This window comes from Pseudonocardia kujensis (assembly GCF_021283305.1).
GTDB lineage: Bacteria > Actinomycetota > Actinomycetes > Mycobacteriales > Pseudonocardiaceae > Pseudonocardia > Pseudonocardia kujensis.
Genome location: NZ_JAJSOK010000024.1, coordinates 1 through 20,939 on the forward strand (window position 1 = coordinate 1; position 20,939 = coordinate 20,939).

23 protein-coding genes, 1 tRNA gene and 2 pseudogenes are annotated in these 20,939 nt (G+C 67.6%); 20 read left to right on the forward strand and 6 right to left on the reverse strand.

The genetic code is table 11. From position 1 onward, the window contains the following. From LWC35_RS18150 to LWC35_RS18180, 7 genes and pseudogenes are all read left to right on the forward strand, one after another. Window positions 1–532 (forward strand): annotated as a pseudogene (locus tag LWC35_RS18150) (hypothetical protein); the annotation flags it as partial. Window positions 533–751: 219 nt separating this feature from the next. Then, window positions 752–2,725, forward strand: a complete 1,974-nt coding sequence (locus LWC35_RS18155; RefSeq protein ID WP_232871339.1) for an MFS transporter — start codon at window positions 752–754, stop codon at window positions 2,723–2,725. Next, on the forward strand, window positions 2,722–3,879 hold the full coding sequence (locus LWC35_RS18160) for a DNA polymerase III subunit delta' (RefSeq protein ID WP_232871340.1): 1,158 nt from the start codon (window positions 2,722–2,724) through the stop codon (window positions 3,877–3,879). The genes LWC35_RS18155 and LWC35_RS18160 overlap by 4 nt, the downstream gene beginning before the upstream one ends. Before the next feature lie 889 nt (window positions 3,880–4,768). Beyond that, a tRNA-Thr gene (locus LWC35_RS18165) sits at window positions 4,769–4,845 on the forward strand. 120 nt (window positions 4,846–4,965) lie between these two features. Beyond that, on the forward strand, window positions 4,966–5,481 hold the full coding sequence (locus LWC35_RS18170; protein WP_232871341.1) for a hypothetical protein: 516 nt from the start codon (window positions 4,966–4,968) through the stop codon (window positions 5,479–5,481). 192 nt (window positions 5,482–5,673) lie between these two features. Next, window positions 5,674–5,777 (forward strand): annotated as a pseudogene (locus tag LWC35_RS18175) (transcriptional regulator NrdR); the annotation flags it as partial. 197 nt (window positions 5,778–5,974) lie between these two features. After that, window positions 5,975–6,211 carry a hypothetical protein gene (locus LWC35_RS18180; protein ID WP_232871427.1) on the forward strand — a complete coding sequence of 79 codons (237 nt, stop codon included), beginning with the start codon at window positions 5,975–5,977 and terminating at the stop codon, window positions 6,209–6,211. Here LWC35_RS18180 and LWC35_RS40350 read toward each other — a convergent pair. Both LWC35_RS40350 and LWC35_RS18190 read right to left on the reverse strand, forming a co-directional pair. After that, window positions 6,208–7,506, reverse strand: coding sequence for a site-specific integrase (locus LWC35_RS40350; RefSeq protein ID WP_232871342.1), 1,299 nt, complete (start codon window positions 7,504–7,506; stop codon window positions 6,208–6,210). The genes LWC35_RS18180 and LWC35_RS40350 overlap by 4 nt on opposite strands. 44 nt (window positions 7,507–7,550) lie before the next feature. Beyond that, on the reverse strand, window positions 7,551–8,123 hold the full coding sequence (locus LWC35_RS18190) for a hypothetical protein (RefSeq protein ID WP_232871343.1): 573 nt from the start codon (window positions 8,121–8,123) through the stop codon (window positions 7,551–7,553). A gap of 114 nt (window positions 8,124–8,237) precedes the next feature. Here LWC35_RS18190 and LWC35_RS18195 point away from each other — a divergent pair, with 114 nt between their 5' ends. The 9 genes from LWC35_RS18195 (at window position 8,238) to LWC35_RS18235 (ending at window position 14,983) form a co-directional block, all read left to right on the forward strand. After that, window positions 8,238–8,621 (forward strand): hypothetical protein, encoded by a 384-nt coding sequence (locus LWC35_RS18195; RefSeq protein WP_232871344.1) that lies wholly within the window; start codon window positions 8,238–8,240, stop codon window positions 8,619–8,621. Further along, window positions 8,618–10,879 carry a hypothetical protein gene (locus LWC35_RS18200; RefSeq protein ID WP_232871345.1) on the forward strand — a complete coding sequence of 754 codons (2,262 nt, stop codon included), beginning with the start codon at window positions 8,618–8,620 and terminating at the stop codon, window positions 10,877–10,879. The genes LWC35_RS18195 and LWC35_RS18200 overlap by 4 nt, the downstream gene beginning before the upstream one ends. A 404-nt stretch (window positions 10,880–11,283) precedes the next feature. Further along, entirely contained in the window at window positions 11,284–11,571 is a 288-nt protein-coding gene (locus LWC35_RS18205; RefSeq protein ID WP_232871346.1) for a hypothetical protein, read from the forward strand. A 217-nt stretch (window positions 11,572–11,788) separates the two neighbouring features. After that, a complete protein-coding gene (locus tag LWC35_RS18210) occupies window positions 11,789–12,286 on the forward strand; it encodes a hypothetical protein (protein ID WP_232871347.1) in 498 nt (165 codons plus the stop codon). Window positions 12,287–12,338: 52 nt separating this feature from the next. Next, a complete protein-coding gene (locus LWC35_RS18215) occupies window positions 12,339–12,596 on the forward strand; it encodes a hypothetical protein (RefSeq protein ID WP_232871348.1) in 258 nt (85 codons plus the stop codon). A 286-nt stretch (window positions 12,597–12,882) separates the two neighbouring features. After that, window positions 12,883–13,098 carry a hypothetical protein gene (locus tag LWC35_RS18220; RefSeq protein ID WP_232871349.1) on the forward strand — a complete coding sequence of 72 codons (216 nt, stop codon included), beginning with the start codon at window positions 12,883–12,885 and terminating at the stop codon, window positions 13,096–13,098. Beyond that, window positions 13,079–13,264: a hypothetical protein gene (locus LWC35_RS18225; RefSeq protein WP_232871350.1), complete on the forward strand. Its 186-nt coding sequence runs from the start codon at window positions 13,079–13,081 to the stop codon at window positions 13,262–13,264. Before LWC35_RS18220 ends, LWC35_RS18225 begins: the two co-directional genes overlap by 20 nt. Then, on the forward strand, window positions 13,261–13,839 hold the full coding sequence (locus LWC35_RS18230; protein ID WP_232871351.1) for a hypothetical protein: 579 nt from the start codon (window positions 13,261–13,263) through the stop codon (window positions 13,837–13,839). The genes LWC35_RS18225 and LWC35_RS18230 overlap by 4 nt, the downstream gene beginning before the upstream one ends. A gap of 577 nt (window positions 13,840–14,416) precedes the next feature. Further along, entirely contained in the window at window positions 14,417–14,983 is a 567-nt protein-coding gene (locus LWC35_RS18235) for a hypothetical protein (RefSeq protein ID WP_232871352.1), read from the forward strand. Here the strand turns inward: LWC35_RS18235 and LWC35_RS18240 are convergent. The 4 genes from LWC35_RS18240 to LWC35_RS18255 all read right to left on the reverse strand — a co-directional run bounded on the left by LWC35_RS18240 (window position 14,980) and on the right by LWC35_RS18255 (window position 17,515). Then, complete coding sequence (locus LWC35_RS18240; protein ID WP_232871353.1) at window positions 14,980–15,852, reverse strand: trypsin-like peptidase domain-containing protein; 873 nt, start codon at window positions 15,850–15,852, stop codon at window positions 14,980–14,982. The two genes, LWC35_RS18235 and LWC35_RS18240, sit on opposite strands and share 4 nt — an antisense overlap. Before the next feature lie 807 nt (window positions 15,853–16,659). Then, window positions 16,660–16,989, reverse strand: coding sequence for a hypothetical protein (locus LWC35_RS18245; protein ID WP_232871354.1), 330 nt, complete (start codon window positions 16,987–16,989; stop codon window positions 16,660–16,662). A gap of 11 nt (window positions 16,990–17,000) precedes the next feature. After that, on the reverse strand, window positions 17,001–17,216 hold the full coding sequence (locus LWC35_RS18250) for a hypothetical protein (RefSeq protein WP_232871355.1): 216 nt from the start codon (window positions 17,214–17,216) through the stop codon (window positions 17,001–17,003). A 74-nt stretch (window positions 17,217–17,290) separates the two neighbouring features. Then, on the reverse strand, window positions 17,291–17,515 hold the full coding sequence (locus tag LWC35_RS18255; protein WP_232871356.1) for a hypothetical protein: 225 nt from the start codon (window positions 17,513–17,515) through the stop codon (window positions 17,291–17,293). 485 nt (window positions 17,516–18,000) lie between these two features. On the opposite strand from LWC35_RS18255, the gene LWC35_RS18260 reads away from it, so the two are divergent. The 4 genes from LWC35_RS18260 to LWC35_RS18275 all read left to right on the forward strand — a co-directional run bounded on the left by LWC35_RS18260 (window position 18,001) and on the right by LWC35_RS18275 (window position 20,935). Continuing rightward, the gene (locus LWC35_RS18260; RefSeq protein ID WP_232871357.1) at window positions 18,001–18,732 is read left to right on the forward strand and encodes a TetR/AcrR family transcriptional regulator; all 732 of its coding nucleotides are present in this window, start codon (window positions 18,001–18,003) and stop codon (window positions 18,730–18,732) included. An 87-nt stretch (window positions 18,733–18,819) separates the two neighbouring features. Beyond that, window positions 18,820–19,422, forward strand: coding sequence for a VOC family protein (locus LWC35_RS18265; protein WP_232871358.1), 603 nt, complete (start codon window positions 18,820–18,822; stop codon window positions 19,420–19,422). Continuing rightward, window positions 19,419–19,676, forward strand: a complete 258-nt coding sequence (locus tag LWC35_RS18270) for a hypothetical protein (RefSeq protein WP_232871359.1) — start codon at window positions 19,419–19,421, stop codon at window positions 19,674–19,676. The genes LWC35_RS18265 and LWC35_RS18270 overlap by 4 nt, the downstream gene beginning before the upstream one ends. Beyond that, a complete protein-coding gene (locus LWC35_RS18275) occupies window positions 19,673–20,935 on the forward strand; it encodes an alpha/beta hydrolase (RefSeq protein WP_232871360.1) in 1,263 nt (420 codons plus the stop codon). Before LWC35_RS18270 ends, LWC35_RS18275 begins: the two co-directional genes overlap by 4 nt. Window positions 20,936–20,939: the final 4 nt, after the last annotated feature.

Here is a 20,939-nt window from a genome sequence, read left to right on the forward strand (position 1 = left end):
GCAGCGCACCCCGCCGGAGACGCCCTGGCAGACGGGCCGCCGCCGTCCCACCCGCCCGCGCCCCGCCGACGTCGCCACGTCGGGAACCAGGGTGCCCGAGCCCGCCGACCCGACGGGCCGGACCGTCGAGTCGGTTCCCGCGCCGCGGAGCGAGGCCCCGGCCGCACCCCCGCTCGGCCTCCCCGTCCCCGGCCCTCCCGTCCCCGGCCCCCCTCCCGTCCCCACCGAGGCGCACGCCCTCGACCTGGGCCGGGCCACCCCGGAGCCCGAGCCCGCCCCGCTGGTCGACCCGCTGCTGTTCCGCGCCTTCACCCGCTCGCCGGCGGCCCCGTCCGCGCCACCTCGCGACCGACGGCGAGGTGCGGTGGTCGACGGGATCGAGCACCGCCCGCCCGTCCGCCCCGACCCGCAGATCGTCGGGCTCTCGCGGCGGCTGCGCGGGCGTGTCGGATCCCGCGCGTTCACGCTCGTCTTCGTGGGTGTCTACCTGCTGATCCTCGTCCAGCTGATCGTCGCGCTGATGAACCCCTGAGACCGCCCGCACGGAGCCCGCGCCGTCCTGTCGGTGCGCCCGTCTACCCTGAGGACGACGACAGGGGCAGGCCCGGCTCGCGCGCGGCCCGCCGTCGACCAGCCCGGTCGAGCGAGGATCGGCGGGCGTCGCACGCGAGGGAGGTGACCCGCGATCGGCTCGGAGAGCGTTCCCGGCAGTCTGGCGGGTACGGCCAACCCGGCACCCACGGCGCACCGCGTGCGCAGCGTCCTGGCCATCCCCGCCTTCCGCAGGCTCTGGACCGTCACGGCGTTCACCGCCACCGGCGAGTGGTTGAGCCTGCTCGCGCTCACCTCGCTCGCCACCCAGCTGACCAGCGGGTACGCGGCGCAGAGCTTCGCGCTCGGCGGCGTGGTCGCCACCAAGCTGCTGCCGGCGCTGCTGCTCGGCCCGATCGCCGGCGCGCTGGCGGACCGCTTCGACCGGCGCCGCGTGATGGTCACGTGCGACGTGTTGCGGTTCTGCCTGTTCGTGTCGATCCCGATCGTCGGCTCGCTGTGGTGGCTGTTCGCGGCCACGTTCCTCATCGAGCTGTGCGCGATGTTCTGGATCCCGGCGAAGGACGCGTCGGTCCCGAACCTGCTCCGCCGCAAGGACCAGGTGGAGACGGCGAACCAGCTCGGCCTCGTCCTCACCTACGGCATCTCGGTGCTGGTCGCGTCCGGTCTGTTCGCGGTGATCTCCAGCATCCAGCACCTGCTGCCGGAGCAGGACGCGCTGACCACGGTCTACATCGCGCTGGTGCTCGACGGGTGCGCGTTCCTCCTCTCCGCCACGGTCGTCTGGTTCGGGATCAAGGAGATCTCCGGGCGGTCCGGACCGCGGGACTCCGAGGAGCAGCCGGGCCTGCTGACGCTGCTCCGCGAGGGGTTCGCCTACGTCGCGACCACGCCCCTGATCCGCGGCCTGGTGCTCGGCATCATCGGCGCCTTCGCCGCCGGTGGCGCGGTCATCGCCTCGGCCAAGCTCTACGCGGCCAGCCTCGGCGGCGGCGACGCGGCGTACTCCGTGCTGTTCACCGCGGTGTTCGTCGGCCTCGCGCTCGGCATGGCGGTGGCACCGCGGCTCGCGCACCGGCTCCCGCACAACCGGCTGTTCGGCACGGCGATCGTGGGCGCGGGCGTCGCGCTGATCGTCGTCGCGGTGTCCGGGCACCTGTTCATGGCGCTCCTCGCCGTGGCCCTGGTGGGCGGGTTCGCCGGCATCGCCTTCCTCACCGGGCTCACGATCATCGGCTCCCAGGTGTCGGACGACATCCGCGGCCGGATCGTCGCGTTCGTCCAGTCCCTGGTCCGGCTGGTGCTGCTCGGCTCGATGTCGCTGGTCCCGGTGCTGGTCGGGCTGGTCAGCACCCGGGCGGTCGACCTGTTCGGCTGGCACTTCACGGTCGACGGCACGCGGTTCGTGCTGGCCGGCGGCGGTCTCGTCGCCGCCGTCATCGGCACGCTGGCCTACCGGCAGATGGACGAGCGCCGCCTCGAGCCGCTGCTGGGCGACCTCGTCTCGGCGCTGCGCCAGGGCGAGGTCCGCCGCGGCTCCGGCACCCTCGTCGCGGTCGAGGGCGCCACCCCGGAGGAGGCCGCCGACCAGGCCGAGCGGCTCGCACGCGCGCTGCGCGACCGCGGGCACGTCGTCGTCGAACCCGACGACGGCGAGCGGGACGAGCTGCGCTGGGCGGCCGCCACCCGCGAGGCCCACCTGGCCGGCGCCCGGGCGAAGGCCCTGGCCGCGGCCGCGATCCGGGCGGACCTGGTCGAGCGGGTGATCCGCCCGGCGCTCGACGAGGGCGCGGTCGTCGTCATGGACCGGTTCATGGTCAGCCCGATCGCGCAGTTCGGCGTCGCCGCGGACCGGATGGACGCCGAGCTCGAGCGCGGTGAGCTGGAGCGCCTCGCCGCCTGGGCCACCGGCCGGCTCCGCCCGGACATCACCGTCCTGCTCGACCGCGAGGGCGCCAGCGCGGGACCCGGCGGCGTCGCCGGCGAGGAGCACGTCCGGGTACAGCGGCTGTTGGCGGGCCTGGTCGCGGCCGAGCCCCAGCACTACGTGGTGGTCGACGCCGACGGGGCGCCGGAGGAGGTCGCCGCGCGCATCCTGACCGGGGTCACACCTTCGCTGCCGGAGGCCCCTGAGCAGCCCGAGGACATCCCCCGGCCCACGGTCGAGCCGTGAGCGCGGGTGTCTGGCGGGACGTCGTCGGGCAGCCCGCCGCGGTCGAGGAGCTGAGCACCGCCGCGTCCACGCCGTCGGCGATGACGCACGCCTGGCTGTTCACCGGCCCGCCCGGCTCCGGCCGCTCCAACGCCGCGCGCGCCTTCGCCGCCGCGCTGCAGTGCCCCACGGGCGGCTGCGGCGAGTGCCAGGCCTGCCACACCGTGCTCGCGGGCACCCATGCCGACGTCCGGGAGGTCGTGCCCGAGGGGTTGTCGATCTCGGTCGCGGAGATGCGCAACCTCGTGCAGCTCGCCGCGCGCCGCCCGTCCACCGGCGCCTGGCAGATCCTGGTCATCACCGACGCGGACCGGCTCACCGAGGGCGCGGCGAACGCGCTGCTCAAGGCGGTGGAGGAGCCCGCGGACCAGACCGTGTTCCTGCTCTGTGCGCCGTCGGACCACCCCGAGGACGTGCCGATCACGATCCGCTCCCGGTGCCGCGTCGTCGCCTTGCGCACGCCGGTGCCGGAGGCGATCGCCGAGGTGCTCGTGGAGCGGGACGGCATCGAGCCCGAGCAGGCGCGGTGGGCGGCCTCGGTCTCCGGTGGACATGTCGGCCGGGCCCGGCGGCTCGCCCGCGACCCGGAGGCACGGGAGCGGCGCGAGCGTGTGCTCGGCGTCCCGCTGCGGCTGCGCCACCTGGGGGACGCGTTCGCCTTCGCCGACGCGCTCGTCCGCTCCGCGGAGGCCGAGGCAGCCGACGTCAGTGGCGCCCGCGACGCGGCCGAGCGCGAGGAGCTCGCCGTCGCGATGGGTGCCGGCGGCACCGGCAAGGGCGCAGCCGCCGCCGCCCGCGGTGCCAAGGCCGCCGAGCGCGAGCTGGAGCGCCGGCAGAAGTCGCGCAACACCCGCACCCAGCGCGACGCCCTGGACCGGGCGCTCGTCGACCTCGCCGGCTTCTACCGGGACGTGCTGGTGGCCGGCACGGCCGCGGTCGTCGCGCTCGGCAACCCCGACCGCGAGTCGGACATCCGCCAGGCCGCCCGCGAGTGGAGCCCCGAGTCCACCCTGCGCCGCCTCGAGGCCGTGCTCGCCTGCCGCGAGGCCCTCGAGCTCAACGTGAAGCCGCGGATCGCGGTGGAGGCGATGATGACCGCGCTGCAGCAGGGCTGATCGGCCCTGCCCGCTCTGCTCCTCCCGACCCGAGGAGGAGCCGTGGACCGTCGGCCCGCCGTCGCAATGACGCGCGAGCCTGACCACGGCGGGCGGGTCGTGCGGAACTGCGGTCCCGAGCGCGAGCGCGGAGAAGATCGCGACCGGGGCGAAGAGGAAGCAGGCGGCGAGGGCGAGGCCGCAGGTGGAGCCCGCGTCGGTGTCGCCGTCGACGACGAACCACACGAACCCGTGCAGCGCCACGGCCAGCAAAGCGGGCGCCGCGATCCCGGGCACTGACTGGCTCGCCGCGTACGCCACGGCGAACACGGGCAGGACCAGCCCCGCGACCGTCATCAGGTCGAATCCCCGCCGTAGCAGCTGCTCCCCCGTGAGGTGCAGGGTGACCCCGACGAAGAGGGCCGCGACGATGCTCGGCGCGATGCCGCCGCCGGGCAGCACGCCGGCGAGCAGGGTCGGCAGCGGCGGGTAGGCGAACCTGAGGCCCAGCAGGTCCGCCCCGGCCCCGAGCTCCTGCGGGTCGAGGCCGTCGAGCAGGTCGCGGTCGATGCCGGTGTCTGCGAGGTCGACGTACCCGCACTCCCACGTCCGCGCCAGCAGCCGGTACAGCTCGGTCCGCTTCACCAACCCGGCGGCGACCAGCACCGCCCGGTCCGCGCCCCGTTGCGTGCGGACGCCTCGACCGCCCGGTCCCCCTGCTCCGCGTTGATTCGCCCCTCCGCGACCAGCACGTCCCCGATCCGCATGTCCGTGCCGACCGTCGTCCTGGTCGGAGCATCGCGACGCCCGGCCCGGCGCACACCTGAGCTGCGAAGACGACCCGACCGGGGGGCGGGGTGGGGGTCCGGTCGCCGGTCTCGGGACGGTGGGTAGACTGATGTCGCACCACGCCGCCTTAGCTCAGTCGGTTAGAGCGACGCACTCGTAATGCGTAGGTCTGGGGTTCGACTCCCCAAGGCGGCTCCACAAATCCCCTGGTAGAACGCTTGCCGGGGGATCTCTCATATCCTGGACGAACTGCAACTACGACAGTGTGTGTCCGTTGTGATCCCGGGAGTGCGCCTCGCGCGCGTGGAAGGTGGCCCTGTGACCGAGACTGTCCCGAGCGAGCAGGACGAGGCTCGCTTCCTGGTCATGGGAGCCTTCGGCGAGACGGTGATGCGGTTTCAGCTGCTCGAGATGACGTTCTGGAGCATCCTGGCTCTGCGGCTGAAGAAGGGCGTGACGCTCGACCAGGGCATGGCGAAGGTTGCGTCCTGGGACGCTCAGACCATGGGCCGGCTTGTCGGCGTGCTCGATCTTCCGGACGAGCTCAAGGCTGAGGCAGACACTGCCGTTGATACCCGCAACTATCTCGTGCATCGCTTCATGCGGGACAGGGCTCCGTATCTGCATGACGTGGACTTCTGCCACCACGTTGCCGATGAACTCGCCAAGGTCCTCGCCCGGCTAGACGACTTCGAGGAACGGCTCGACGCCCACACGCGAGGTCTCGGCCTAGAGGTATTGACCGACGAGGACCTTGAGCGAATGGGTCTTGCGGAGCCACCGGACCCAGCGGTTTGGTTCGAGGGGTTCGAAGGTCCCGACGACGCGTCCTGAGGGCCTCTGCGCGTTCGCGCCCATGTCATCACCCTCGCGAATACGCGCAGTCGACCCTGCGGACGCGCTGGGCCGTCACCCGGGGGTGTGGTCGACGCCGTGATATGCGCGTGATCGTCACCCTCTGCTACTCTTTGGGCGTGATGTCCGCGAGGTGGGGACTTCACAGGGTCCTGAGCCGTTGAGGACTCGCTGAAGGAGCTCGACGAGGTGGCGTACCTGCGCTTCGCCGAGCGTGTACCGCTCCTTCTCGTCCATCGAGGACTTCGAGAAGGAGATCGCCGATCTGCGGACGCGGCTGCCGGGGAAGCAGCTGACCGACGGAGATCGGGCCGGTCGGGGTGCGGGACCGACCGGGCAAGGGTCTTCAGGGACCAGTGGGGCCGACCCGGACTACGGAAGTCGAGCCGACCCCGATCTCGCAGGCAGGACATCGTCCGTCGCCCCAGCCGGCGGAGGGTGCAGCACATGGTCGGATGCGAATGAGGAAAGCATGACGATCGTTCCGATGCTGGGGTTCGTCGCTGCCTTCGGGCTCTTGGCGATTATCGCCGGGATTCTGAGGAAGCTGATGGAGATCAACTTCGTCGCTTGGAGCCTGCGCCGTCAGGGTGTGAGCGACGAGGAGATCCAGAAGTTCGCGCTGGCAACCGCCAAGCGTGAGCGGGCGAACCTGCTCGTCGTCGTCCTGGGCAAGGTGCTCGACTGCATCAAGTCCTGGAAGCTTTAAGCGTCACGACGAGCGCGGGGTACGACGGCCGCCGTGGCTTCGGCTGCGGCGGTCGCCACCTCGGGGAAGATTCTCGTGTAGGTGTTCGCCGTGAGCGCGATGTTCGAGTGGCCCAGCGTCTCCTGGATGATCTTCAGGTCCACACCCGCAGCCATCATCAGCGAGGCAGCGCCGTGGCGAAGATCGTGCAGCCTGATCGGTGGCAGCCCAGCCCCGATGATGAGGTCGTCCTGGAACTGGTCCGTGACGTCGTTCGGGTGCAGGGGTGAACCGTCCTCACGAGTGAAGACCTTGCCGGACTCGACCCAGGCGTCGCCCCACATCATGCGGTCGACGAGCTGCTTCTTGCGATGGGCTCGCAGGGCCTCCACCGTCCCCTCGTCCAGTGCGATCGAACGATCCCCCGCGTCCGACTTCGGCGTGTCCTCGACTACCCGACCACCGACGACGATGCGCTCTCGAACAATGGCGATGGTCCCGCGCTTGAGATCGACCTCGGGCCATTCGAGTCCGCAGGCTTCGCCTCGTCGCAATCCGCGGAAGGCGATGAGGTGCCAGAGCGCATACAGACGATCGGATGCCGCATGGTCGAGGAACTGACCTAGCTGATCGGCGGTCCACACCATGACCGGACTGGGTGTGGGGACCTGCTGACGTGCGCGCTTTGTGATCTTGCCGTTCTTCGTGAGCTTGTCGACCTCGGCCTGCCACCGCTCGACTCGCTGCTCGGTCCAGATGAGGGCCTTCGGTCGCTTACCGCTTTCGAGCTTGACCAGGGCTGCGGGGTTGACGGTGATGAGCCCCTGTCGCACAGCGTCGCCCAGGGCCGTTCTCAGCGACGCCCGTACGCGCTGGCGTGTGGCAGGACCGCCCCCTCGTGCGCCGGGCACCTTGCCGACCTCAGCGAGCATTGCGGCGACGTGATGCACCCGGAGATCCGCCAGCAAGATGTGACCGATCAAGGGTTCGAAGTACAGCTGGATGTGCCGTCGATACGAGTGCGCCGTGCCCTCTTTCACGTCGGTCTTGGCGTCGATCCACTCGGCGAGGAACTGCCCGACCGTGAGCCGATGAGTGACGACCACACCCCGAGCAGCCTTCGCCTTGAGATCGTCCATCGCGGCCTGGGCTTCGCCTTGTGTGGCGAACTTGCCCCTAACGACGCGTTCCGTCTTCCCGAGCGCGCCCTCGACGTAGATCTTGAACGTCCACGTGCCGTGCTTCGGGTTCCAACCCCCGCCAGGGCGCTTGAGCTTCGGACACTTCGAGCCGAGCTGACGGCGCTTGCCGTCCACCACGACAGTGCAGCCGCAGCGTTTGTAGGTCGACCCACGGCTACTCACGACAGCTCCCGGACGGTTTCCTCGATCTCGCGCGTCATGCGCTTGGTCATCCCTGCTCTGAGCGTGCGTGCGCGTTGCGGGTCTCCGACGTTGCCCAGGCGGTGGTCTCGTTCCTCGGCGAACGAGCGGCCCCAGAGCTGTTGTGCGGCTTGCTGTACGACCGGTGCTTCGGCGCCGAGCCGGTGAGCGACCAACGCCTCGGTGCGGTCGACGTCGGGCACGTTCGTGAAGTCCACGACGAGCTGGCGGGCGAGGGGCTTTCCGCGTCCGAGCGCAGCCCGAAGGTCGGACCGGCTGACGGTGATCTCGGGGGTCAATCGCACCTCGCCGTCGCCCTCGAACCAGTCGGCCAACTTCATGTCGTACGCCGACGACAGGAGCAGCAGCTCTTCGAGCGACAGGGACTCGCGACGGCCGGTCTCCAGCGAGGCGACGTGATCGCGCGTCCAGTTCAGGCCGGCAAGGCGGACGTGCTGCGCGGCATCGCCCTGGGTCTGCCCGCTCTGGTCGACTCGGCGACGAGCCAAGCGCTCGCCCACCACCTGACCTACGGATTTCGACTTCGTCATGTGTGTAACTGTACCACTCTCGTGTGTGTTTCCGTACCACGCACTACGGGTTGTCACTGTCAATGACGCCCTGATACAACATGGGTGTTACGACAACACACATGAGGGGCAGACATGCCGAAGCAACAGCCGATGACGATGGAGGAGCTGCTGGCTCTCCCGCCGGCCATCGACATCCCGACTGCGGGCAAGGCCATCGGAGTTTCGCGTGGCCGTGCCTACCAGATGGTCAAGAACGACGAGTGGCCGTTCGATGACATCCCCGTCCTGAAGATCGGCAAGCGGTTCAAGATTCCGACAGCCGCGCTGCTCAAGTACCTGGGTGTGCAGCCACACAACGGGCACACAACAGCCGCTACCTCGGACGGAGGGTCGTCCAACACATCAGCAATGCGTAGGCCGATCGACCCCGAGAGGTGGTACCGCCTGCGGCCGTCGGGCGAGGTCGTCATCGGAGCCGAGATTCTGCGTCGTCGCGCTGCGCGGGGTGAGTCGTGAGCGAACTGCCCGACAGCCTCGTCCTCGACTTCCGCAACGTGCGTGAACCGCTCGACGACTTCCTCGACACGGTGCTTGGCCCGGGGCCTGGCTATCTCGCCGTCGAGTTCGGCCATGGACCAAAGGTCAAGGGCCACAAGCGCCCGTGGAAGCCGCGTACCTTCGCATGGCCCGACGAGCGCGAGCAGGCCCGTCGAGCGATCGACGAGATGCAGCGACAGCGCTGGGACGTGTACCTGTGCACCGCGCTCCGCGAGGACGAGTCTCGAACCCGCCACAACGCAGCCGACATCTGGACGCTGTCGTTCGAGCTGGACGAGCCTGCGGCCGACCAGGAACTGCTCGACAAGCTCGACGCGGTGATCGTGCTGAGCGGGACCGAGGACCACACCCACGTTCACGTCCTGCTCGATGAGCCCGTCGACAGTGAGACCGCTGACCGGCTGACCGAAGCGCTCGCCAAGGCTGTTGCCGACTGGCAGCCCGGCTCGGGTGTCGCGCTCAAGTACGAAGCGAACGCGCTGCTCCGCGCGCCCGAGAGCTGGAACTGGAAGTCGTACTGGGCCGAGGGCCTGCCCGCTCGTCGCCGTGACGATGACGCCGCTCCTCGCCGGGTGCGTGTGGTCAAGGCCGAGGGCAAGCGTTGGACGCTCGACGAACTGGAAGCGCTGATCGCGTCCCTGGCGACAGCCCCCGTCACGCCCAAGCGACGACAGGGCACGCGCACGCAGAGCGCGCAGGCGATGACTGAGGACCAGCTACGCAGCATCCCCGGCGTGCAACGCGCGTTGGTGCTGTGGGGCGGAACCGAGCAGGGCAAGCGCAATGAGGCCCACCTCGCCGTCGGCCGTGAGTGCTACAAGGCGAACGCCCCGCAGGAGGCGACCGTCGCGCTGATCCTCGATCAGCCGTGGTGCAAGGGTGACGAGGACTGGGTGCGCAAGGACGTCGAGCGCATCTACGCCGAGGCCGAGCGCGAGGGCCTACCGCAGGTGCCGTCCAACGAGTTCTGGGACAGCCGGCCGATCCTCGCGCACATCCGCAAGTACGCGGCCGAGCGGCTTCTCCCTCCATGGGCGCTGTTGGGCCACACCCTCCTGCGCTTCGCGGCCAACATCCCGCCCTGCTACGTGCTCAAGGACGTCGTCGCTGACTTCGGCGGTCTGAACCTCTTCGTCGCCCTGGTCGGCCCGAGTGGTGGGGGCAAGACGTCGTCCGGCTCTGCCTCGAAGCGAGCCGTGCCGTTGCCGTTCGAGCCGCTACAGGCGCCCGTCAGCACCGGCCAGGGCATCGCCCGCAGCTACGTGACGCCGGGCAAGGACGAAGCGATCTACCACACGGACTCGATGATCTTCGCCGTCGATGAGGTCAGCAAGTTTCGGGCCAACCTCAAGCGGCCGGAGTCGACGTTGCTCGGCGAGCTCAACACAGCCTGGGCGGGCGGCATGCTCGGCGCGGCGAACGCGGACCCGACGAAGCGCGTCATCATCCCTGCCCACACCTACAGACTGGGCTTGCACATCGGCGTCCAGCCCGGCTTGACCGACGTCCTGCTGGAACAGGAGGAGAGCGGCTTTCCGCAGCGATTCCTCTGGTTCGACGCCCGGCTGCCGATGGACGCTGAGGAGCCGAGGACCCGCACGATGGAGCCGTGGGTGTGGAAACGGCCCGACATCGTCGATCGAGGACCCGACTTCGCACGGGAGCCGTCGGTCAGCGACTTCCGCCTGATCGATATGCCGGACTTCGTCGCCAAGATCGTGGTTCGCGACTACATGCGGCGGGGCAAGGGGTTGGACCCCAGCATCGACTCGCACCGCATCCTGGGCCGTCTGAAGGTCGCCGCCGTGCTGATGTTCATGGACGGCCGCACCGACGCCGTGAACGACGAGGACTGGCACCTGTCAGGGCAGATCCTGGCCCACTCGGACAACGTCCGGGAGCAGGCGCACGCCTACCATGTGGCGCAGCTCGCGAAGAAGGCCGAGGGCGCGGCTCTGAGGGCCGGACAGCGCGCGGCGATCAGCGAGGGGGCGAAGGACGACCTACAGCTCAAGCGGGCCAGGGACAAGCTGCTTGAGAAGATCAAGGCCGAACCACGTACTGAGAGCTGGCTGCTGAAGTCTGCGCTGACAGCGTCGCTGCGAGACTATGCAGAGGCTGCGCTCGAAGACCTGCGCCGCGCGGGCCTGATCAAGCGTTTCAACCGCAAGCATCCCGTGAACGGCAGCACGACGAAGTGCTATCGACTCGTGTAAGGCGCGACACGCGCGACGGGGTGGTGCGACGCCTGTTTGGCCTGTTCAGGCAACGTGCGACAGGTCCGACAGGCCCGACGCGGGTGCGAACGAACGAACGAATGAGCAGTCCACAGTGGGCAGTAACGTTATTGATAATCATTATCATCAGTTTCTCCTCGCGGATATTACGCGTGAGGCCAAGCCGCTGCGTGTGGGTGCGCGTCGTCGTCGTACCTGTCGCGCCTGTCGTAGCAACGCTGACGTGCGGAAATGAATGTCGCGCCTTGCGTCGCACGTCGTCGCACCAGGGTCGTCTTCTGGCAATTTCACTGCATTTCAAGCGGTGGCAGGCCCTCGAATTAGGGACGCACTGGCGACGAGACGTAGCGTTTATGTCAGGCCCCGATAACGGAAGGAACGCCATGAATAATTCCGCTTACGAGAAGGCGATGAACACGGCAGTTCCGGAGTACCTCGTCCAGGATGCGCGGCGCTGGGTTTGTTCTGACTGCGGCTCGACTGACGTGACCGTCGAATGGGAGTTCGACAAGAACGCTCCGCTCGAAGACATCGTCTGGGAGGGCAAGGTCTATCGAGAGGCCAGCTACAAGAAGTGGGTCCAGCGCACCGAGTACCACGAGCCCACTTGCCCCGAGATCGCCCACCTGAATCGGCGAGGTGTGGACCGATCGCAGCTGAGTCGTGTCTGACTGCGACTTCTAAGAACAGGAGTGTGCCTGTCGTGACCAACCTTTACGAGCGGGCCCTCCAGCGCCGCTGCCCCTCGAAGCGTTGCCGTGCCCTACCCGGTCGTGACTGCTACCGAAGCTATGCCCGACCCGCTGCCGCGAACCTCAAGAAGCGAGAGAGACACCTCTCGATGCACCCGCAGCGCTACGACCCGTTCCTCAGTAAGGAGACCAACCGATGACCACCGCCATGCACGATCAGGCCCTCGCCGCGTTCGAGGAGGCCGGGCGCATCTCGACGGCTGCTGGCGATGCCCGTATCCCGCGGATCCCGTACAGCAGCCGGGTTCTCTGGACCTGGTTCAGGGGCTTGCCAGAGGGCGAGATCGTTGCCCCGGCTACCCGACCGAGAGGCCCGGTCCTCGAACACGACTGGACCTCCTGCGGTCACCTGCCGACCCCACAACTCTGTTTCGGCATGGCGAGTCTGCCGGGCCACCTCATGTGCTCGTCGTGCTGGCTGACAGCCGCTGAGCGATCGCAGGACGCCTGCGACTGGTGCGGCTCTAAGCCGAGCGCCAACACCACGGTCTGGCCGGCGGTCTATCCGATCGGCCCAGCGCTCGTGCTGCTCATGCTCTGCGACTCGCACATTGTCGCGGGGACGGACCAGATGTGCACGTGCAACGACGAACTCGGCAAATACGTGCGCCACACACTGAAATCACACAGCTGACTACCAGGGGCGGACAGCCGCCCTACGCACATCGAATCAGTAAGGAACTCTCGTGTCGAATTCTCCTGACACCACTTCCGCGTCCGACGAGAACGCCGACAAGTGGAAGGACCTGTCGCCTGCGCCGCGTGAGATGCGGCCGCATCCGCGCGACAGCAAGCCCTCGGAGTACGGCCTGCCCGTGGGCATGGGCGAGCATCCCCTGCAGGCCTTCTACCGCGAGATCCGCGAGGAAGAAGAGGCCGAGGACAGGCGGCGAGCTCGTGCCATAGACGCCCGGCACACGAGAGGCGCGGGTGACGCCCGATGAGCGCGCCCACGGTCGACGTAGCCCTGTCTCAGATCAACCCTGACGCGACCAACGACGCTCGTGCAGGCGTCGCCACCCCTGCCCTGCTTGGGACGCGCACGGGCGAAATGACAGCCGGTGGTCGAGGGTGCGGTATCTGCCGATGTTGCTCGCCCGGTAGGCGGGGTGTGGTCGCAATAGCCGCCTGCCAGTTTCACATGGGGCGATGAATCGCTCCTTGCCATCCTCAATAAGGCCCTGCGAATATCGCTGGTCAGCACTTTAGAAACTGCTGGTCAGCGATTACGTGAAGGCGGTGAAGTCGATGGGTGCGCGAGGAAAGGTCTCGAAGCTCGGTGATCCGGTCCGAGTTCGGTTCTGGCAGGACTCCGAGACCGAGATGCGGGTTCTGGCTGCGATGTGGTCGGTGACCTTCCAAGAAGTCGTGCGCATCCTGACCGCCGAGGCGTTGCTGGCGCGGCAGACCGACCAAGGAGAGAACCGTGGCTCACACACGAGCTGACAGCAACGAGCGACAGTCCGCGCTCGACGCCCTCTATCACGCGGTCAACGAGCTGGAACGGCTGGTGACTGAGGAGGAGGCCCGGCAGGAGCGGTTCAGCAAGACCGAGGGGGAGAAGGCGCAGCAGGCACGCGAGAGGTTCTCGGCCTTCAGGAGCGCGCGATGACTGATCACCCGGGCATGTTCTCGCCCCGCATCGCCGACATGCGGCAGCTGCTCGAGGACGAGGACCTGAACGACACCGCTCGCCGACGCATCGAGACGGCCATCGAGGAGATCGACACCGAGTGGAGCAACCGCAAGCGCTCGGGCTACGAGAAGGGCATCGCTGAGCGGGACCGCAACCATGAGGAAGTCCTCGCTGCTGTCGGTGAGTTTCGCGACGCGGTGGCCCAGGCGACCGACGACGTGCGCAACGGGCGACGGCCCGCTGATGATGTCCGCAAGTGGCTCCGCGACGTTCGTGCAGACTTCGACAAGCTCACGAAGTGGCACCGCGGCATCGAAGCCTCTGAGCAGCGCCTGACCGACGTCGAAGCAATGACCGCGTCCGACTATCAGGAAGCCCAGTTCGAGCGGTTCCCGCTGACGATGAACGGGGCCACCACCCTCGGAGCCAAGCTCGCCGAGTACGCGAACCGTCGTCCGGCCCACCGAGGCCCGCGGCTGTCCAAGGCGCAGATCGACGCCGAGCAGGACACCCTGCTCAAGGAGCTGCGTCGCGGGAACAGGCAGGGCTGACCGAGGTGGCTCCTGGCTTCGTCCCTGACGCGCTCGACAGGGCGGGGTGTGGTCACGACCCCCTCGCTCGCGCACGGACGCTTCGGGACGTTGTCAGGCGCTCCACGATCTACGCGTGTCGAGCCGCTGCGGCACGCGCCATGCCTCCGGTAGGGCCTGTGTCGCCTTTTCCGCGGGCCCTACCGGGGGAGCCCAGCAATGGCTAGCCGCCGTCGCAGGTTCAAGCCCACCCGTAGGCCTGTCGTGCGCATGCAGCGGGACTCGTTCGAGTGGCGCATGTGGGTAGCGATCAACAGCTGGTGTCACGACCCGGGCCACCCGAACTACGCGCGCTACGGCGGGCGGGGTGTGGTCGTGGCTGATCGATGGCGCGAGTCCTTCGCCAACTTTGTGCAGGACATGGGCGGCTACGGCACCCGGCCACACGGCACCGTGCTCGCCCGTCGTGATCGCTCCGGCCCATTCTCGGCGAAGAATTGCTACTGGAAGCAGACGCGCGCCTACACAGCTGCCACACACATTGACTCATCTGCGGAAACAAGTCAGCCTACGCATTCACAATCAGTAAGGAAGTCCGATGTCTAAGAGTCGCGAGGAGATGGACCGGCACAACGCGCGCCGTCGGGCTAAGTCGAAGGCGGCGAAAGGTGATATCTCCGCCGAGATAGCCATGCTCTATAAGCCACTCGAAAAGTGGGACGATGAGGAGCTGGCCCGAGGACGGCCGAGGGACAAGAACGGCAACTTCGGGGGCACTCGTCCGTCGTGGCTCACCCCTGCACTGCAGGCCGAACGTCAGCGACGCCTGCGGCAGCTCATGGCTGATGAGCTGGGCACCTTCGCCGCAGACGCCTTGCGCACGATCCATGCAGTGATGACGGACGACAGCCGCGACGACAACGGCAAGCCGAACGTGCCTGCCTCGGTGCGTGTGGATGCGGGCAAGTACCTCGTGGACCAGTTCATGGGTAAGGCCACCGCCACGGTCGATGTGAACGCGGGTAGTCAGCTCGGCGAGCTGCTTAGCGGCATCCTGGTGAACCCCGACGGCGAGCCCAGCCACCAGATCATCGAGGGTGAAGTGGTCGAGGACGACCCGATGGAGGACAGCGACAGTCCAGCAGTTCTGCGTCGCAGGGACTAGGGGTAGCTCTCCTGCTCGGCAACCTTGACGTACTTGGCTTCGGTGCGTCGTCGTTCTTCGACGAATACGTCTTGATTGAGTAGGTCTGCAATCTTCCACGCTGGCACGACCAACATCATGCCCGAGTTCACAACCAAGTCTTTCTCGCTTTGCGTGAGATCGAGCCAAGGGCCCTCGACGGGGGTTCGTCCGTTCGCATGCCCCCACGTGATTCCGAGCAGCGCGAATCCGCTCCACATGTAGCTGTTTACGACTACCGGCCAGTTCTCCATAAAGCCCCCAGTGGGTTCCGAAATTCCTGGTGACTGGTAAATGAAGACTGGCGCACCTGAGTATCCGCCGAGCGACTTGGCCTCCACGACGATACTATCCTGAGCGTGTGCCCTGCGCGGCTGGTAGATCTTGTCTGGGCGCATGATGGAAACCGCTCCGAAGCGACATGCCGGAGTATTAAATTCCTGGCCCTCTAGCCCAACATTTCGTCCGACCACGAAGCATTCGTCGCCAGCCCCGAACGTGCCGTTATCTCGCTGCTCCTGCGTCATATAGAGGTTGAAGGGCACGTCCGACAGTTGGTAGCTATCCCGACTGAGACTCTCCATTGAGACGGCTGCAATATCGTCTCCGTCGGGATGATGGAGCCACATGTCCCCGGGGATCGTGAAGACCTCTGCGCCGCCATCCTTAGCGTTGATCCTCACTGCCACGGACGACTCATGAGCCGCGACATGGGAGTTAGTTACCAGGTAGAGATGCGCGTACAGCTGACCGATGCCGGACATCTCGAAGGGTACTGAAGTAAGGAAGCCCGTTCCGCCAGCCGAGGCGCCCGCGTATGAAGCCTCTTCAGAGCCGTAGATGAAGACCACTGAGTTGATCAATCGGTGTGGGACTCGCGGCACGTAGAAACTCCATTTCGGCCTCAAGCAGTTGCACGAGAGGACGACTCTAGCAAGCGTCCGAGCGAACCTGACGACGTCGCCCTAGTTGTCGCTGTCGTACAAGCCTCTAAGACGCTGAGGGACGAACTCAGGCTTCAGAATCGGCCTCTCCTCGACGTGTGCGACGACCACGGTTGATCCACGCCACGAGAACCGTGCCGACGGTCGGAACCACACCCACTGCGAGCGACACCCACAGCTCCGGACTCATTCATGCCTCCACGTTGTCGCCCGGGAGATCCGCTCGTCGGGCGATGCCGGAAACGCTAATAGCTCGGGCCGACAGGTCCGCAAGTCCGCGTGTGGACACATCTGGGGATGTCCCTGTGGATAAATCCGCGGACATGCGGTACTACATCGGTGGAAGACTCGGGCGAGTCCTGTGGATAACTCCTCGTCCACCCGACGCATCCGCTGGTCACAGGAGCGAGGCAGGGTGTGGACAAATTATGGGGAGAAATGCCGAGCGGGTCCCAGACCAGCGCCCATGCGTTTCCTCGTGGCGAACTCTCGGGACGTCATGGGCTTGGAGGCTCTACAATCCCGGGCCCAGTTCGTCCCTGACGCGTCCGCACGTCGTCGCCCATAGTTGCTGTCGGTCGCGTTGTCAAAGACGCGCAGGGACAAGCTCAGACGTCCGTGCGCGCGTCAATGCGTGACGTGTCGGGGCGTGACGATGCTGGCGCGTCCACCAGAAAGCCCCACACCGGAGATCGGTGCAGGGCTCTGGTTCGGTCAGGCAGCAGAGGGCTTGCGTCCGCGAGTGGGCTTCGAAGCGGGCTGGTCGTCCTCGACCTCGACGATGTCCTCGGGGCTCGGGTTGGGTGTGTCCTCGGCAGCCTCCTTCGCGGCCTGCTCAGCGCGGGCCTTGGCTGCGGCCTCACGCTCGGCGAGCCACGCACGGAAGCGGGCCGTGAGCTGGGGCAGGGCGTCGGCCTCGAACGCGTAGCGGCCACCGGAGCCGACGGCCTCGTAGTCCTTGCTTGCGCGGAGGAACTGACGCAGCAGGCGGGGTGTGGTGCCACACGCCTCGGCAGCGGACTTGGTGGGAACGGTCTCGCTCATCGTGTTCTCCTTCAGTCGTTTGCGTTGTCTGCGGTGTGGTGCATCTCGTCGATCAGCTCATCAATGACGGACTCGCTGACGTATCCGCGGTCGGCGATGATTGCCTCACGCGCTTTCGTGATTGCGTCGGCTGGAGCCGGGACCTCGAAATTGACGGCGTGCACGAGCGACAGGGCGGAGAGCCCGTACACGTCGCCAATCGAGACGAGGCGTTCAATCAGAGTCATAAGACGAACGTAGGAAACTGTGGCTGCCAGTCCCTACCGTTCTCGCCTAGTACGATTGTGTAGAGCTCGAAGCGTCAGGCCGCGACGAGCGCGGGAACGGGACGATCGCACAGCGTGCACATGTTGTCTTCGACAGGGCCACGGCACGAACAGGGCTCGATGATTGCGGACGGCTTCGACGCGATCGAGCGGGCGAGAATCGACGCGGCGTAAGCCTTGCCGTTCGTGCGGCGGCACTTCGCGCGGGCGGACTTCGTGGTCGGGTGGCTGCAAGCGGCGTGTGCGGTGTTCGTCGTCATGAGATGAACGTAGGACGCCAGCGCCGTCGATCTAAGGCTGTCGTCCTGGTCCGTTCGTGTGGAGCCCGAGCATGTGTTCAGTGTGTGTCACCGATGTGATGCTGAACGTTCCGGCACACGCTGATACGCCCGATGACTCGTTTGCCGTCTCACCTGGGAAAGTGCACGGAGTTGCAACAGCGGAATAGACGTCGAACTACGAAGAAATACGACCAATAATTGACTCGTAATGCGTAGGTCTGGGGTTCGACTCCCCAAGGCGGCTCCATTTCTGCAGGTCAGAGGCTTGTGCTCGGCATTCTGTTCAAGATTGCGTGGCCTCCTCTGTGCGTAGCTCGGTCGTCTCATGGCTGGCATGAGTAGACCTGGTAGGGGTCAGTCGGCTTGGTGCGGCCGGGTCGATCTCTCCGCCCCATCTTGGCCGGGGCCGGCCGGACGCGGAGGAGCGTCCGGTCGTGGGAGCGATAGCCGTCTACGGTGGCCAGGTGACGGAGGACGCCGAGCGGGGTGGCAGCGGCCGGGGACCTCGCAAGCAGGCCGCGCCGCGGCGCAAGCTCCTGATGAGCGAGATCCTGGAGCAGGCGATGCAGCTGTTCGCCGAGCGCGGCTACGAGGGCACGACGCTGCAGGACGTCGCGGACGCAGTGGGGTTGAGCAGGCCGAACCTGTACAACTACGTCCGGAGCAAGGAGGAGCTGCTGGTCGCGATGGTCGAGGCGACGAGCCAGGAGGCCGCCGACACCCTCCGTGCGGTGCGGGAGCGGGGGGACCTCGATCCCGCGGAGAAGCTGCGCACGCTCGTCCAGACGCTCGTCCTGCAGCGAGCGGAGCATCCGGCCCAGTTCCGGACGCTCGACCGTAGTGAGCAGTCGTTGCCCGTCGAGATCGCCGAGCGTCACCTGGGGTCCCGCCGGGCCGTGCTGCGCGAGATCACGGCCGTGTTGGACGAGGGCGTCACGGCCGGGCTGTTCCGGCCGCTCGACAGTCGCGTCACGGCATTGTCGATCATCGGTATGTGCAACTGGGTGGCCTGGTGGTTCCACCCCGCACCCGCTCATCCGGCTGACCCGGTGGCCGAGCAGATCGCGGCCAACGCCTTGGCCATGGTCGCGCAGGTCGACGAGCGCCGCCCCAGCGCACCCACGCCGCTCGGCGCCGTCGCCCTCCTGCAGCAGGACCTCGACTACTTGGCCCGACTGCTCCGCGAAGAAGACTGAGCAATACTTGCTCGTCAGTTTCTTGACGTGTGTGACAGATCGCTTTAGGCTCGAGCCCGCACCATCCGACGCGGGAGGAGTCATCCGATGTCCACCACGGAACGAGCGCACGTGGTCCGAGGGGTCGACCACGCCGCGTTCCCGACGTTCGACCCCCGGGGGACCATCACGTTCTACCGGGACGTGCTGGGGTTTCCCGTCGTGCACGCGACCTGCGCCCTGGGTTGGGGTCCGGGCGAGCACCCGGACTTCATCCACTTCTTCTTCGACATCGGCAACGGCGACCGGTTGGCGTTCTTCTACTACTTCGGGGTCGAGCCCTACCGGGACACCGCGATTCCGGAGCTGATCCATCGAGCCCGGCACCTGGCGATCCACGTGGACTCCGAGGAGCACCTCCAGGAGTACCGCCGCCGGCTCGATGCCAGCGACTGGCCGTGTGAGCTCCAGGTCCGGCACGAAACGGTCGAGTCGATCTACGTGACCGATCCCAACGGCTACCTGATGGAGATCACCCGCCCGCTGCGGGCGATCACGGTCGAGGATGACATCGACGCGAACGTCAGCGTCGACGCCCTCATGGACGTGACCGGCGGGGACGAGCCGACCCTGGAGAAGTTCTTCGCACGCAAGGCTCGGCTCATCGCCGAGCGCTACGCGGGTGAGGCCGAGCTGGTGACGTTCGCATGACCACCCTCTACGTCCTCGACGTCGACGACTTCCGGCCACTGGCCGAGGTCGCGAGCAAGGACCCGGACGCGACCGTCCGCCGTCGCGGGCCCTACCTCGAGGTCGAAACGGTTGGCGAGATCCGGATCGAACGCGGTGCCACCGGCTGTCGCAACGCGGTCTGGTACAGCTCGGTCGCCGCCGTCGAGGGAGGCCGGGTGTCGCGCTGGGACAAGGTCGAGCTGGTCGTCGAGCCGTGGGGCGACGCACCGTGAGTCCCATCGCCGTCGACCGTCTCGGTGCGGGGCGAGACGTCGACACGTCGGAGCCGCCGCCCGGCGTCACGATCGCCACCCACCAGCTGACGACCGCGGACGGGGCCAAGGTGGAGGGCGTCCTGCACACCCTCGACGGCGCCACCGCGGTGGTCACCGTCATGCATCCCCGACAGTCCCTGACTCATCATCCGATGATCCCCGAGTTCCTGCGGGCGGGGGTGTCGGTCTGGACCCAGGGCACCCGGTCGCCGAACAACGACATCGCGCTCGTGCACGAGCAGGCGCTGCTCGACGCGGCGGCCGGACACGTCCTGCTGCGTGACCTGGGCTTCGAGACGGTGCTGACCTTCGGCCATTCCGGCGGCGGCACGCTCTCGGCCTTCTACATCGAACAGGCCGCGTCGGAGCCCGAGCGGCGCCTCGATGTGACTCCGGCGGGCAGGCCGGTCCCACTTCCCGGGACGCGGATGCCGATGCCCGACGGGGCGATCTTCCTCGCGCCCCATCCCGGGCAGGGGCAGGTCTTGCGCCACTGCATCGACCCGTCGGTCATCGACGAGACGGACCCGATGTCGGTGGATCCCGCGCTCGACATGTACTCGGCCCGCAACGGCTTCGCGGCGCCGCCGGAACCGAGCCGCTACTCGGCGGACTTCCTCGCCGCCTACCGCGCCGCGCAGGCCGAGCGGATCGCCCGCATCGACGCACGGGCGCTCGCCGCGGCCGACGAGGTCGCGCGAATGCGAGCCCGGTTCAGCAGGAGCAAGGACCCGGCCGACCGGCGAGCGGCGCTGGCTCCGCGCATCCTCACCACCTACCGGACCGACGCCGACCCGGCGTACGTGGACCTGAGCATCGAGCCCAACGACCGGCACTACGGGTCGCTGTTCGGACGCCGACCGGACCTGATCAACTACGGGCTCGTCGGTTTCGGCAGGCTCACCACCCCGGACTCCTGGCTCTCGACCTGGTCGGCGAACCACACCCGTGCGGACTTCGTGCGGTGTGCCCCCAGGGTCACGGTCCCGACGCTGTACCTGGAGTTCAGCGGGGACCAGGCGGCGCGGCCAGCTTCGGGCGCCCGGATGGTCGCCGCTCTCGGGGCGGGCGATCTCACGCACCACGTCGTGCGCGGACAGCATTTCGGCCAGCCCGTGGCCGAGGGCGAGCCGACCGGTTACGCCGCCGCCGCCGTCCACGTCGGCCACTGGCTCGCCGAGCGCTTCGGCACCGCAGCACCACACGGAAAGAGGTGACCCA